The following is a 13,321-nucleotide window of genomic DNA, read 5'->3' as shown; positions in this document are numbered from 1 at the left end:
GCTCACGCGCGCCCGCCCTGGTCGGCGGCGGGCAGCACGGGGCCCGGCGTACCGGAGAGGCCGGCGCGGTGCCGGGCCTTCTCCACCTCGCCGGCGGCCCGGCGCAGCGCGGCGCCGGAATCGGCGGCCGGGCGTGCCTCCGCGGTGCGGGCGAGGAACCGGTCGGCCTCCTCCGTCAGCAGCGCGCCGATCCGGTCCAGCAGGTCCACCCGCGCCTTGCTGGCGAGGTTGCGGACCGCCTGGTCGCCGAAGATCGCCTGGAGGACCGCCTGCGCGGCGACCGTGGTGCCGGCGCCGGTGGCCACCTCCAGGCCGGTCGGGATGAAGGCGGTGGCCGCGAAGACCGCGATCATGACGGCCAGGCCGGTGGCGTTGACCGCGTACGCGGCGGTGCGGGCCACGAAGCGGCGGTCGCCGCCCTCGGCCCGGACCAGCTCCAGCACGCCCCGCTGCCAGTCGCGGACCAGCCGCTCGGCGCGTTCGGGCAGGTCGGCCGAGGGGTGCGCCAGCTCCGGTTCGAGCAGCGCCGCCCCGGCCGGGTGCGCCTTCCACCCGGTGTACGCGTTCTCCGCCGCCTCGGCGGCCACCCCGCGCAGCAGCGTGACCAGTTGCGACTCGATGGCGTTCCGCAGCTCGGCGGCCGGGGCCGGACGGCCGGTGACCGCGGCGACCACCCGGTCGCGCAGCCGGCCGATCCGCGCCTCCAGGCTGCGGAAGAACTCCCCGGTGCCGACGAACTCCTGCCAGCGGGCGAGCACCTCGCCGCGGAGCAGCCGGCCGTCCTTGAGCCCCTGGTCGACGGTCCGCTCCGCCCCCCGGTAGGCCGCCCGGACCCGCTCGTCCAGCGCGTCGGCGGCGGCCACCTGCTCGTCCGCGGCGTCGGCCAGCGCGTCCACGGTGGGATGCAGCGCGGCCAGCGCACCGTCGAGGGTCTGCCGGACCACCGCCGAACGGGTCTCGGCGTCGGCGGCGAGCCGGGCGAACCAGGCGCCCAGCGGCGCCGTGACCCGGTCGGGGAGCAGCCCCTGCCCGTCCACCCAGGTCTCCGGCAGGACGAACAGCGGCGCGGCGCCCAGGTCCTGTGCGGCGAGCATCTCGGACAGGTGGGCGGCGATCTCGTCGGCCGCCTCCGGGGGCACCCGGTCGAGGACCATGGCGACGGCCGTGCCCCGGGCGCGGGCGCTGCGCAGCAGCTCCCATGGAACGGCGTCGGCGTAGCGGGCGGCCGTGGTGACGAAGAGCCAGAGGTCGGCGGCGGCCAGCAGTTGCCCGGCGAGCGCCCGGTTGGCGTCGACCACCGAGTCGATGTCGGGCGCGTCGAGGAAGGCCAGCCCGGCCGGGAGCGCGGGGGCGGTGACCAGCTGGAGGGTGCCCGGGTGCTCGCTCGGCTCGGTGGTGCGGGTCAGGCCGGGCAGCAGCTCGCCCTGGCGGAACCAGGCGGCGTCGGCCGGGTTGCAGACCAGCACCGGCGAGCGGGTGGTCGGGCGGAGCACCCCGGCGGCGCTGACCCGCGCCTGGACCAGGCTGTTGACCAGCGTCGACTTGCCGGCGCCGGTCGAGCCGCCGACCACCACCAGCAGCGGGGCGTCGAGGCGGGCGAGCCGGGGCAGCAGGTAGTCGTCGAGCTGGTCGGTGAGGCCGGCGGCGGTGCGCCGGGCCGGCTCGCCCGAGGGCAGGGCCAGCGGGAACCGGGCCGCCCCGATCGCGGCCCGCAGGCCGCTGAGTACGGCGGGCAGACCTTCCGCCGTGTCGGCGGGCCTGTCCTTACCGGCGTCGTCGGGTCCGGTGCGGGCTGCGACGGCGGGCGCGCCGGCATGGGTGGCGGGATCGCCGTGCGTCGTCACCGCTAAAGCGTGCCCGACCGACGCAAGGTAAGACAACCGGACGGTAATAACGGTCAGGTTGCGTCGGGTCGGCTCAACCTCGACTTGCGGATTGCCGGGCGCGTGGCACTATTGAGTCAAGTTCACTCAACTTGTGGTGCGGTCGCTGCGGGCGACCCGCCGGGCAGGCCCGTTGACCTGCTCACCGTTACGAAGCGAGGAAGCGAACATGGCACGTGCGGTCGGCATCGACCTCGGCACGACGAACTCCTGCGTCAGCGTTCTCGAGGGCGGTGAGCCCACCGTCATCGCCAACGCTGAGGGCTCGCGGACGACCCCCTCGATCGTCGCGTTCGCCCGCAACGGCGAGGTGCTCGTCGGTGAGGTCGCCAAGCGCCAGGCGGTGACGAACCCGGACCGGACCATCCGCTCGGTCAAGCGGGAGATCGGCACCAACTGGACCGTCGACATCGACGGCAAGAAGTACACCCCGCAGGAGATCTCGGCCCGCACGCTGATGAAGCTCAAGCGGGACGCCGAGGCGTACCTGGGTGAGCAGATCACCGACGCGGTCATCACCGTGCCGGCCTACTTCAACGACGGCCAGCGGCAGGCCACCAAGGAGGCCGGCGAGATCGCCGGCTTCAACGTGCTGCGGATCGTGAACGAGCCGACCGCGGCGGCCCTGGCGTACGGCCTCGACAAGGGCTCCAAGGAGCAGACCGTCCTGGTCTTCGACCTGGGTGGCGGCACCTTCGACGTCTCGCTGCTGGAGCTGGCCGAGGGCGTCATCGAGGTCAAGTCCACCAGCGGTGACAACCACCTCGGTGGTGACGACTGGGACCAGCGCATCATCGACCACCTGGTGAAGACCTTCCGCGGCGAGCACGGCATCGACCTGTCCCAGGACAAGATGGCCATGCAGCGGCTCAAGGAGGCGGCCGAGAAGGCCAAGATCGAGCTGTCCGCCGCCACCACCACCAACATCAACCTGCCGTACATCACCGCCGGCGCGGCGGGCCCGCTGCACCTCGACGTGACCCTGAGCCGCGCCGAGTTCCAGCGGATGACGCAGGACCTGCTGGACCGCTGCAAGGGCCCGTTCGAGCAGGCCGTCAAGGACGCCGGGATCAAGATCTCCGATGTCGACCACGTCATCCTGGTCGGCGGCTCGACCCGGATGCCGGCCGTGACCGACCTGGTCAAGCAGCTCACGGGCCGCGACCCGAACAAGGGCGTCAACCCGGACGAGGTCGTCGCCGTCGGCGCCGCCCTGCAGGCCGGTGTGCTCAAGGGTGAGGTCAAGGACGTCCTGCTGCTCGACGTGACCCCGCTGAGCCTGGGCATCGAGACCAAGGGCGGCATCTTCACCAAGCTGATCGAGCGCAACACCACCATCCCGACCAAGCGCTCCGAGGTCTTCACCACGGCCGACGACAACCAGCCGTCGGTGCTCATCCAGGTGTTCCAGGGCGAGCGGGAGATCGCGGCCTACAACAAGAAGCTCGGCACCTTCGAGCTGACCGGCCTCCCGCCGGCGCCCCGCGGCGTGCCGCAGATCGAGGTCACGTTCGACATCGACGCCAACGGCATCGTCAACGTGCACGCCAAGGACCTCGGCACGGGCAAGGAACAGAAGATGACGATCACCGGCGGCTCCTCGCTGCCGAAGGACGACATCGAGCGGATGCGTCGGGACGCCGAGGAGCACGCCGACGAGGACAAGCGGCGTCGCGACGAGGCGGAGACCCGCAACGTGGCCGAGGCGCTCCAGTGGCAGACCGAGAAGTTCCTCGCCGAGAGCGGCGACAAGCTGCCCGCGGAGAACCGCGACCAGCTCAACGAGGCGCTCGGCGAGCTGCGCAGCGCGCTCGGCGGCCAGGACATCGACAAGATCAAGGCTGCACACGAGAAGCTGGCGCAGGTCTCCCAGCAGGCCGGCTCGCTGCTCTACTCGCAGCAGCAGGGCGAGCAGGCCGCCCCGGGCGCGGCCGGCCCGGGCGCGGGCGCGGGTGCGCCCGGTGGCGCCCAGGCCGGCGGTCCCGACGACGTGGTCGACGCGGAGATCGTGGACGAGGACAAGAAGTGACCTTCGGTCCCGGACACGTTTTCCACGGCAGAGGGATGAGGTAGCCGCATGACGGAGAAGCCACGAGCCGCCGACCCGGGCTCCACCGGGTCGGCGCCGGGTGGCTCCGCGAGCGCCGGGCAGGGCGCCGGCGAGGAGCCGCGGGTCGTCATCCGTGACAAGCGCAAGATCGGCAAGACCACCGAGAAGGCGGCGACCGACACGTCGGCCGCCGACGCCGCGGCCGACGCGCCGGCCGAGGGGCTCGTCGAGGACGCCGAGGTCGTGGTCGACGAGATCGAGGGCGAGGCCGAGGTCCCGGTCGCCGGCCCGCCGGTGGTGGACGCCCCGGCCCAGCCGAGCGAGGAGGCCGCCGCGCCGGCCGCGCCGCTCGGCGCCGAGCTGGAGTCGCTCCGGGCCGAGCTGGACGAGCGGACCCGCGACGTCCAGCGGGTGTCGGCGGAGTACGCCAACTACCGCAAGCGGGTCGACCGGGACCGCAGCCTGGTCCAGGAGCAGGCGATCGGCACGGTGCTGACCGCGCTGCTGCCGATCCTCGACGACCTGGACCGGGCCCGCGAGCACGGCGACCTGGTGGGCCCGTTCGGCAGCGTGGCCGAGCAGCTCACCACCGCGCTGGGCAAGTTCGGCCTGACCGCCTTCGGTGAGCAGGGTGACCCGTTCGACCCGACCCGGCACGAGGCGGTGGCGCACCAGACCTCCGCCGACGTGACCGAACCGACCTGCGTGCAGGTCATGCGCCGGGGTTACCAACTCGGCGAACGGCTGCTGCGGCCCGCCCTGGTCGCGGTCGCCGATCCGGAGTAGTGCCGACCCGTGACGTCCCGCCCGCCCGCACCGGGCGGGCGGGGCGACCGGGGTACGTCCCGTGGAAGGGGGTGGACCGGTGAGTTCCAAGGACTGGATCGAGAAGGACTACTACGCCGCGCTGGGCGTGGAGAAGTCCGCCTCCTCCGACGAGATCAAGAAGTCGTACCGGAAGCTGGCTCGGGAGTCGCACCCGGACCACAACCCCGGCGACCCGAAGGCCGAGGAGCGGTTCAAGGCCGTCTCCGAGGCGTACGCCGTGCTCGGCGACGAGAAGAAGCGCCGCGAGTACGACGAGATGCGTTCGCTCTTCGGCTCCGGCGCCTTCCGGCGTAACGCCCGCGGCGCGGGCCAGCCCGGCGGCATGCCGTTCGACGTCTCCGACCTGTTCGGCGGGGCGGCCGGCGGCGAGGCCCGGTTCGGTGGCGGCGGCCTGGGCGACCTGTTCAGCTCGATCTTCACGGGCGGGGGCGCCGGCGGCGCGGCCCGTCCGCGCGGCCCGGCCCGGGGTCGGGACGTCGAGACCGAGGTGGCGCTCGACTTCCCCGACGCGGTCCGCGGCGTCACCCTGCCGTTGACGCTGCGCGCCCCCGGGGTCTGCGAGACCTGCCACGGCAACGGGGCCAAGCCCGGCACCCAGCCGGTGGCCTGCCCGGTCTGCCACGGCGCCGGGGTGACCACCCGCAACCAGGGGTCGTTCAGCTTCTCCGAGCCGTGCCGCAACTGCCAGGGCGTCGGCACCATCGTCGAGGAGAAGTGCCCGGAGTGCCAGGGCACCGGCGGGGTCACCAAGACCCGCACGCTGAACGTGCGCTTCCCGGCGGGCGTCGCCGACGGCCAGCGCATCCGGCTGGCCGGCCGGGGCGAGCCCGGCGAGCGGGGCGGCCCGGCGGGCGACCTGTTCGTGCACGTGAAGGTCCGCCCGGACGAGCTGTTCGGGCGCACCGGGGACGACCTGACCCTGACCGTGCCGATCACGTTCGCGGAGGCGGTGCTCGGCACCGACCTGCGGGTGCCGACCCTGGACGGCACGGTGACCCTGCGGGTGCCGCCGGGTACCCCCAGCGGTCGGGTGCTGCGCGCCCGGGGCAAGGGCGTCGTACGCAAGGACGGCCGCGCCGGTGACCTCCTGGTCACCCTCGACGTGGTGGTCCCCGCGAAGCTGTCCGACGAGGCGCGGACCGCGCTGGAGACGTTCGCGGAGCAGACCCCGCCGGCAGCGCGGGAACATCTCGACGCGCGGGTGCGTCGATTCAGTTGACCGGGTGACGAGGCAGCGGAGGTGAGCGGGGATGTCGCAGGAGTTCGTCGGCACGGGTGACCCTGCCTACGAGGCCAAGGTGCTGATGATCTCGGTGGCGGCGCGGATGGCGGGAATGCACCCGCAGACCCTCCGCCAGTACGACCGGCTGGGCCTGGTGCAGGCCGGCCGGGCGGCCGGCGGCGGTCGCCGGTACAGCGTCCGGGACGTGGTGCTGCTCCGCGAGGTGCAGCGGCTCAGCCAGGACGACGGGATCAACCTGGCCGGGGTCAAGCGGATCATCAACCTGGAACGGTTGCTCGAGGAGGCCCAGCAGCGGGTGGCCCGGCTGGAGGCGGAGCTGGACGCCGCGTACCGCCGGATCGCCGAGCTGGAGTCGCTGGGCGGCTTCTCCCGCGGCGACCTCGTCCCGACCAACCGCACCTCCACCGCGCTCGTGGTCTGGCGCCCGCGCCGCACCCCCGACCGCTGACCTGCACGCATCCCGCCCACCGACTCAAGGCCGGCGCGCGCCCACCCGGGCTCGCGCCGGCCTTCGCTTGTGCCCGCCCCGGCCAGCCCAGGTGCCGGTGGAGGCGGGTGGTTGGGCGAAAGCGGGGTACGGCAGGGGCGGGTTCGGTAGCATGTGAATGCGGCCAAGCGCCTCAATTCGGACTCCGAACTGGCAGGGGGAGCCATGGCGGAATCGGCGAAGAAGGTGGCGGAACGGGCGGAGGAACGGCTGGAACAGGTGGCCGAGAACGTCCGGGAGCGATTCGACCGGGTCACCGAGGGTCGCTTCACCGACAAGGTCAAGGAAGGGCGCTTCGCCGACCAGGTCGACCACGGCGTCGACCGCGCCAGGGACGACGAGCGGCGCAGGAAGCAGGGCGGATCGACCGGCTGACCGATCCGCGACGTGCGGGCCGGGACCCACGGGGGGTCCCGGCCCGTTCGCCGTCAAAAGCCGAGCGCCCCGGGACACCGTGACGCCGTCGAGGGTCCCGGCCCGTTCGCCGTGTCGCCCTTCCCGGGGAAGAAGATCACTCCCACGAAGCCGGCGGCGAGCCACGGAGCCTGGGTGTGGCCCCGCCGTGACCGGCGCAGGGATCAAGCCTGACCGCCCGGAGCCGGGCACGGCGGGGCCACACCCCCACCCACAGGAAGCAAAACCTCAGAGCCGCCGGTTCTCCCGCACCAGGCCACCCTCGCACCAGTCGCGGTAGGCGAAGAGGTCCGGCCGGGCGAGCAGCACCCGGCTGTTGTGCGCCCAGTTGCGCATCAGCTCGTCGCCGGCCCGCTCGGCCTGCTCGACGAGCTTGCGGAAGCGGCGCTTCGGGTGGGCCCGGAAGTTCGTCCGGATGCCGTCGGCGGCGTAGATGTAGAGGCAGTGCAGGGCGAACCGGCGGGCCGGGCAGGCCGGGTCCATGGCCAGGTCGAACAGCGTCTGCACCAGGTGGTCCCCGGCGACCAGCAGGTCCCAGTCCGGGGGCATGGAGGTCAGCGGGACGGAATCCGGCTGGTAGGCCCACGACCGCAGTTCGGCGGGCGAGGGGTCGACGGGGTTGGCGAAGCCGTGGAACGTTTCTTCCTGCACGTTCACCGGCCGACCTTCCGCTTGCGCTGGCGGGGGCACCGGCCACCCGCGGACCCTGGCTGCTGGGGCGACACGTTAACGCGGTTTCGCGGGGCGGCGGTAGACCTTCCCGGAATCAATTCGGCAACCGTTGGCCGGGCCGGGTCCACCGTACGGTCGACCCGGCCCGGCCGAGGTCAGTCGGCCACTGTCGCGGGCACCGGCCGCCGGGCGGCGGCGCGCCGCCGCAGCCAGGCCTTGAACCAGGGCAGGTCGGGCAGACGGGCCAACATCGGCCCGGTCACCACGGTGATCAGCACGTACGCCGTGGCGAGCGCGGCCAGCCGCGGCTCGACCGGGTACGCGGCGGCCACGGCCAGCCCGGCGATGACGATGGAGAACTCGCCGCGGGGGGTGAGCGCGAAGCCGGCCCGCCAGCGACCGGGCTCGGCGATCCCGGCCCGGCGGGCGGCCAGCCAGCCGGTGGCCAGCTTCGTCCCCATGGTGACCACGGCCAGCAGCAGCGCCGGCAGCAGCACCGGCGGCATGTCGAGCGGGTCGGTGACCAGGCCGAAGAAGACGAAGAAGACCGCGGCGAAGAGGTCCCGCAGCGGCGAGAGCAGTTCGGTGGCGTGGTGCGCCACCGGCCCGGACAGGGCGATGCCGACCAGGAACGCGCCGACCGCGGCGGAGACCTGGAGCTTGGCCGCGGCCCCGGCGACGAGCAGGGTGAGGCCGAGCACCCCGAGCAGGAGCGCCTCCGGGTCCTTGGCGGAGAGCGCGGCGGAGATCAGATGGCCGTACCGGATCGCGACGGCCAGCACGACGACCACGGTGAGCACCGCGACGGCGAGCGCGATGCCGCCCTTGACCAGGCCGACCCCGGCGAGCAGCGCGGTGACCAGCGGCAGGTACAGGGCCATGGCGAGGTCCTCGATCACCAGGACGGAGAGGATCACCGGGGTCTCCCGGTTACCGACCCGGCCGAGGTCGCCGAGCACCTTCGCGATCACGCCGGACGAGGAGACCCAGGTGACGCCGGCGAGCACCACGGCGGCCACCCAGCCCCAGCCGAGCAGGAGGGCGAAGGCGAAGCCGGGCAGCGCGTTGAGCACCGCGTCGATCAGACCGGCCGGCGCGGCGGACCGGAGGTTGCCCACCAGTTCGTTGGCGCTGTACTCCAGGCCGAGCATGACCAGCAGCAGGATCACGCCGATCTCCGCGCCGACGGCGAAGAACTCCTCGCTGGCGTTGAGCGGCAGCAGGCCGCCGTGGCCGAAGGCGAGTCCGGCGAGCAGGTAGAGGGGGATGGGTGAGACACCGAAGCGGCGGCTGAGCCGGCCGAGCAGGCCGAGCAGGAGCAGCAGCGCGCCGACCTCGACGAGCAGCGTGGTGGATTCGTGCATCCGCGCCTCAGCCGTCCGGGTCGGCTTCGGCGAGGATCGCGGTGACCCCGTCGAGCCCTTGCCGGGTGCCGACCACGACGACCACGTCACCGGCCTCGAACCGGAAGGTGGGATCGGGCGAGACGATCACCTCGCCCTGACGCAGCACCGCCACGATGGAGGCGCTGGTGCGGGTCCGTGCCTTGGTGTCACCGAGCGGCCGGTTGACGTACCGGGAGCCGGCCGGGATGGCGATCTGCTCGGTGAGCAGCCCGGCGGCCTGGTCGCGCAGCCCGGCGAGCTGGCCGAGCATCAGCGACGCGCCGAGGATGTCGGCCAGCGCCTCCGCCTCGTCGTCGGTCAGCGGTATGTCGTGCTGACAGGAGTCGGGGTCTTCCGGGTCGTAGAGGACCAGGTCGCGGCGGCCATTGCGGTGGGAGACCACCCCGAGCCGGCGGCCGGATTCCGTCATCAAATCGTGACGGATGCCGATCCCCGGTAGGGCAGTCTGTTCGACACGTACTCGCACCCGGGCAAGGCTACCGTGCGGAGGAGGGGGCCATGATCGGTCGCAGAGTGCTCCCGACCGTCGGTCTGCTGCTGGTCCCGGCCCTCGCCGCCTGCTCGATCGGCGACGTCCGCCGGCCCCCACCCGACCGGTCGTCCGCGTCCCCGCGGCCGGCGCCGACCGCGCCGGCGCCGTCGCGGGCCGTCGGCTTCGACGAGGTACGCCAGGTCCGTGTCGCCGTTGACCGCCGGTACGACCGCCCCTTCGTGGAGTTCGTCGACGCCGACCACGGGTACGCGCTCTTCGCCGCCTGCGACGGCGTGCCACCCGGCCGGGGCTGCACCGCCCTGCTGTACGTGACGGTGGACGGCGGCCGTAGCTGGCAGGCGCTGCGGCATCCCCGCCCGGTGGCGGAGGACCAGCAGCTCTACGCGGTGCCGGGGGCGCTGGTGCTGCTCGCCGAGCCGTACGGCTGGTACACCTCGACCGACGGCGGGGCCAGCTTCGTCCACAGCACGGGCGGGGAGCCGGCGGCGCTGGTGGCGGCCCGGGGTCGCTTCCAGGTGATCGAGGGGTCCGGTGCGGTGGCCGAGTGGGACGGTGCCGCCCTGCGGCCGTTGCCCGCCCAGCCGGCCGTACCCGGTTTGAACACCGTGGGCCATTCCGGGGACCTCGTGGTGGCGGCCGGCGCGCGCGACGGCCGGCCCGCGGCCGCGGTGTCCCGGGACGCGGGCCGGCACTGGGTGTCGACGCCACTGCCCTGGCGGGGCGACGAGGTGGGGGTGCTCCGCGCGGTGATCGCCCCGGACGGCGGCGCCTGGCTGGTCGGGGAGCGCCCGGACCGGACGGGCTTCCCGGCGCTCTGGCGGCTGGTGGGCGGCGGGGAGTGGGCGCTGGTCCGCGCCGCCGGGCATCCCGCGCAGGCCCGCTCGGTGGCGCCGCTCGGGGCCGAGCTGGTGGCGGTGACCAGCCCGGACGGGGTGGGCGTGGTGGCCGGCGGCCGCTACTACCGGGTCGACTGGCCGCTCACCGGCGAGCACCACCTCACGGTGCTGGGCGACGGCACGATCGCCGCCCGGGGCCCGGACGACGTGGTGCTCGGCACGGGCTGGACGGCCAACCGGCGCTGGGTCAGGGTGGTGCTGGGCGGCGGTTGACCGGCGCCCCGACGATGGGGTGACCGGCGTCACACTTCCGGAGTTGAGCGGAATAGACTCAACTCTGGTTGTGTCTCTCCCAGTGGACACGCCGATCCGGGGGAGCCCATGAACACGGAACGACTCACCACCAAGAGCCGCGAGACCATCACCGGCGCCGTCGCGCTGGCGAACCAGCGCGGGCACGCCACCGTGGAGCCCTGGCACCTGCTGCTGTCGCTGCTGGACACCGAGGGTTCGACCGCCGCCGGCCTGCTGCGCGCCGTCGGGGCCGACCCCGCCGAGCTGCGCCGGGTCGCCCAGCGCTCGGTCGACACCCTGCCCGCGGCGCGCGGCTCCAGCATCGCCGAGCCCACCCTGGCCCGGGAGTTCGTCAACGCCATCGGCGCCGCCGAGCAGATCGCGCGGCCGCTGGGCGACGAGTACACCTCCACCGAGCACCTGCTGGCCGGTCTGGCCCGGGTGGGTGGCGCGGTGTCCGTCGCGCTGAAGAACGCCGGCGCCACCGAGGAGAACCTCGTCGCCGCCTTCCCGACCGTGCGCGGCGGGGACCGGCGGGTCACCACGGCCGACCCGGAGCAGACCTACCAGGCCCTCGGGAAGTACGGCGTCGACCTGACGGCGAGCGCCCGCGAGGGCAAGATCGACCCGGTCATCGGCCGGGACTCGGAGATCCGCCGGGTGATCCAGGTGCTGTCCCGCCGGACCAAGAACAACCCGGTGCTGATCGGCGAGCCGGGCGTCGGCAAGACCGCCATCGTCGAGGGCCTGGCCCAGCGGATCGTCGCCGGTGACGTGCCGGAGTCGCTGCGGGACAAGAAGCTCGTCTCGCTCGACCTCGGCGCGATGGTGGCCGGCGCGCAGTACCGCGGCCAGTTCGAGGAGCGGCTGAAGTCGGTGCTGGAGGAGATCAAGAACTCCGACGGCCAGGTCATCACCTTCCTCGACGAGCTGCACACCGTGGTCGGCGCGGGCAAGGGCGAGGGCTCGATGGACGCCGGCAACATGCTCAAGCCCATGCTGGCCCGCGGCGAGCTGCGGATGGTCGGCGCCACCACGCTGGACGAGTACCGCGAGCACATCGAGAAGGACCCGGCGCTGGAGCGCCGCTTCCAGCCGGTGCTGGTCGGCGAGCCGACCATCGAGGACACCATCGGCATCCTGCGCGGCCTCAAGGAGCGCTACGAGGTGCACCACGGCGTCCGGATCACCGACGCCGCCCTGGTCGCCGCCGCCGGCCTCTCCGACCGCTACATCACCGACCGGTTCCTGCCGGACAAGGCGATCGACCTGGTCGACGAGTCCGCCTCCCGGCTCCGGATGGAGATCGACTCCCGTCCGGTCGAGGTGGACGAGATCGAGCGGGCGGTACGCCGGCTGGAGATCGAGGAGATGGCGCTGGCCAAGGAGCCGGACGCCGCCTCCGCCGAGCGGCTGGCCCGGCTGCGCAAGGAGCTGGCCGACAAGCGCGAGCAGCTCACCGCGCTCTCCGAGCGCTGGCAGCTGGAGAAGAGCCACATCACCAAGCTCTCCACCGCCAAGGAGGAGCTGGAGCGGCTCGGCGGCGAGGCCGAGCGGGCCGAGCGCGACGGCGAGCTGGAGCGCGCCGCCGAGCTGCGCTACGGCCGGATCCCCGCCCTCCAGGCCGAGCTGAAACAGGCCGAGGAGAAGCTGGCCCAGCTCCAGGCCGACGGCGCGATGCTCAAGGAGGAGGTCGGCGCGGACGACATCGCCGCGGTGGTCGCCTCCTGGACCGGCATCCCGGCCGGCCGGCTGCTGGAGGGCGAGACCGCCAAGCTGCTCCGGATGGAGGAGTCGCTGCGGGCCCGTGTGGTCGGCCAGGCCGAGGCCGTCGGCGCCGTGTCCGACGCGGTCCGCCGCGCCCGGGCCGGCGTCGCCGACCCGGACCGCCCGACCGGCAGCTTCCTCTTCCTCGGCCCGACCGGTGTCGGCAAGACCGAGCTGGCCAAGGCGCTCGCCGAGTTCCTCTTCGACGACGAGCGGGCCATGGTCCGCATCGACATGAGCGAGTACGGCGAGAAGCACTCCGTGGCCCGCCTGGTCGGCGCCCCGCCCGGGTACGTCGGCTACGAGGAGGGCGGCCAGCTCACCGAGGCGGTGCGCCGCCGGCCGTACTCGGTGATCCTGCTGGACGAGGTGGAGAAGGCCCACCCGGACGTCTTCGACGTGCTGCTCCAGGTGCTCGACGACGGCCGGCTGACCGACGGCCAGGGCCGCACCGTGGACTTCCGCAACGCGATCCTGATCCTCACCTCGAACCTGGGGTCGTCGGTGATCAGCGACCTGACGCTGGCCGAGGAGCAGCGTCGGGAGGGCGTCCTCGCGGTGGTCCGGTCGCACTTCAAGCCGGAGTTCCTCAACCGCCTCGACGACATCGTGGTGTTCGCCGCCCTCCAGGGCGAGGACCTGCGGGCGATCGTCGACATCCAGCTCGACCGGATGCGGAGGCGGCTCGCCGACCGCCGGCTGGCGCTGGACATCAGCGACGCCGCCCGGGTGTGGCTCGCCGAGCACGGGTACGACCCGATCTACGGTGCCCGCCCGCTGCGCCGCCTGGTGCAGTCCGCGATCGGCGACCAGCTCGCCAAGGCCCTGCTGGCCGGCCAGATCCGCGACGGCGACACGGTCAAGGTCGACCTGGCCGACTCGAAGGACGCCCTCACCGTCACCGCCGCCTGACCACCCGTCCGGCCCGGCCGGCCCTCAACGGGGCCG

The 13,321-nt window shown here is 73.5% G+C and carries 11 protein-coding genes; 7 read left to right on the top strand and 4 right to left on the bottom strand.

Annotated elements, in window-relative coordinates:
• Positions 1–2: 2 nt before the first annotated feature.
• Complete coding sequence (locus IEY96_RS04630) at positions 3–1,844, bottom strand: GTPase domain-containing protein (protein ID WP_189193505.1); 1,842 nt, start codon at positions 1,842–1,844, stop codon at positions 3–5.
• Positions 1,845–2,052: 208 nt separating this feature from the next.
• Here IEY96_RS04630 and dnaK point away from each other — a divergent pair, with 208 nt between their 5' ends.
• The 5 genes from dnaK to IEY96_RS04605 all read left to right on the top strand — a co-directional run bounded on the left by dnaK (position 2,053) and on the right by IEY96_RS04605 (position 6,866).
• The gene (dnaK, locus tag IEY96_RS04625) at positions 2,053–3,912 is read left to right on the top strand and encodes a molecular chaperone DnaK (protein ID WP_189193504.1); all 1,860 of its coding nucleotides are present in this window, start codon (positions 2,053–2,055) and stop codon (positions 3,910–3,912) included.
• A gap of 48 nt (positions 3,913–3,960) precedes the next feature.
• Entirely contained in the window at positions 3,961–4,719 is a 759-nt protein-coding gene (gene grpE / locus IEY96_RS04620) for a nucleotide exchange factor GrpE (protein ID WP_189193503.1), read from the top strand.
• A 79-nt stretch (positions 4,720–4,798) separates the two neighbouring features.
• Entirely contained in the window at positions 4,799–5,980 is a 1,182-nt protein-coding gene (dnaJ, locus tag IEY96_RS04615; protein WP_189193502.1) for a molecular chaperone DnaJ, read from the top strand.
• A 31-nt stretch (positions 5,981–6,011) separates the two neighbouring features.
• Entirely contained in the window at positions 6,012–6,452 is a 441-nt protein-coding gene (locus IEY96_RS04610) for a heat shock protein transcriptional repressor HspR (RefSeq protein WP_189193501.1), read from the top strand.
• Between the two features lie 204 nt (positions 6,453–6,656).
• Positions 6,657–6,866: a hypothetical protein gene (locus tag IEY96_RS04605; RefSeq protein ID WP_189193500.1), complete on the top strand. Its 210-nt coding sequence runs from the start codon at positions 6,657–6,659 to the stop codon at positions 6,864–6,866.
• Between the two features lie 267 nt (positions 6,867–7,133).
• On the opposite strand, the gene IEY96_RS04600 is transcribed toward IEY96_RS04605, so the two are convergent.
• The 3 genes from IEY96_RS04600 to IEY96_RS04590 all read right to left on the bottom strand — a co-directional run bounded on the left by IEY96_RS04600 (position 7,134) and on the right by IEY96_RS04590 (position 9,449).
• Complete coding sequence (locus IEY96_RS04600) at positions 7,134–7,562, bottom strand: hypothetical protein (protein ID WP_189193499.1); 429 nt, start codon at positions 7,560–7,562, stop codon at positions 7,134–7,136.
• 170 nt (positions 7,563–7,732) lie between these two features.
• Positions 7,733–8,941, bottom strand: coding sequence for a cation:proton antiporter (locus IEY96_RS04595; RefSeq protein ID WP_189193498.1), 1,209 nt, complete (start codon positions 8,939–8,941; stop codon positions 7,733–7,735).
• Positions 8,942–8,948: 7 nt separating this feature from the next.
• Positions 8,949–9,449, bottom strand: coding sequence for a cation:proton antiporter regulatory subunit (locus IEY96_RS04590; protein ID WP_189193497.1), 501 nt, complete (start codon positions 9,447–9,449; stop codon positions 8,949–8,951).
• Between the two features lie 32 nt (positions 9,450–9,481).
• Here IEY96_RS04590 and IEY96_RS04585 point away from each other — a divergent pair, with 32 nt between their 5' ends.
• Positions 9,482–10,585 (top strand): beta propeller repeat protein, encoded by a 1,104-nt coding sequence (locus IEY96_RS04585; protein ID WP_189193496.1) that lies wholly within the window; start codon positions 9,482–9,484, stop codon positions 10,583–10,585.
• A gap of 108 nt (positions 10,586–10,693) precedes the next feature.
• Positions 10,694–13,285, top strand: coding sequence for an ATP-dependent chaperone ClpB (gene clpB / locus IEY96_RS04580; RefSeq protein ID WP_189193495.1), 2,592 nt, complete (start codon positions 10,694–10,696; stop codon positions 13,283–13,285).
• Positions 13,286–13,321 lie beyond the last annotated feature (36 nt).

Origin of the sequence: Micromonospora fulviviridis, assembly GCF_014648395.1 — a bacterium.
Taxonomy (GTDB): domain Bacteria; phylum Actinomycetota; class Actinomycetes; order Mycobacteriales; family Micromonosporaceae; genus Micromonospora; species Micromonospora fulviviridis.
The sequence above is the reverse complement of the archived record's forward strand: the minus strand, read 5'-3'. Positions and strand labels throughout refer to the sequence as shown.

Excerpts from the sequence above, each read along its gene's own strand:
- IEY96_RS04585 (WP_189193496.1), top strand. The coding sequence starts at position 9,482 with ATGATCGGTCGCAGAGTGCTCCCGACCGTCGGTCTGCTGCTGGTCCCG.
- IEY96_RS04605 (WP_189193500.1), top strand. The coding sequence starts at position 6,657 with ATGGCGGAATCGGCGAAGAAGGTGGCGGAACGGGCGGAGGAACGGCTG.
- grpE (WP_189193503.1), top strand. The coding sequence starts at position 3,961 with ATGACGGAGAAGCCACGAGCCGCCGACCCGGGCTCCACCGGGTCGGCG.
- IEY96_RS04610 (WP_189193501.1), top strand. The coding sequence starts at position 6,012 with ATGTCGCAGGAGTTCGTCGGCACGGGTGACCCTGCCTACGAGGCCAAG.
- clpB (WP_189193495.1), top strand. The coding sequence starts at position 10,694 with ATGAACACGGAACGACTCACCACCAAGAGCCGCGAGACCATCACCGGC.
- IEY96_RS04595 (WP_189193498.1), bottom strand. The coding sequence starts at position 8,941 with ATGCACGAATCCACCACGCTGCTCGTCGAGGTCGGCGCGCTGCTGCTC.
- dnaK (WP_189193504.1), top strand. The coding sequence starts at position 2,053 with ATGGCACGTGCGGTCGGCATCGACCTCGGCACGACGAACTCCTGCGTC.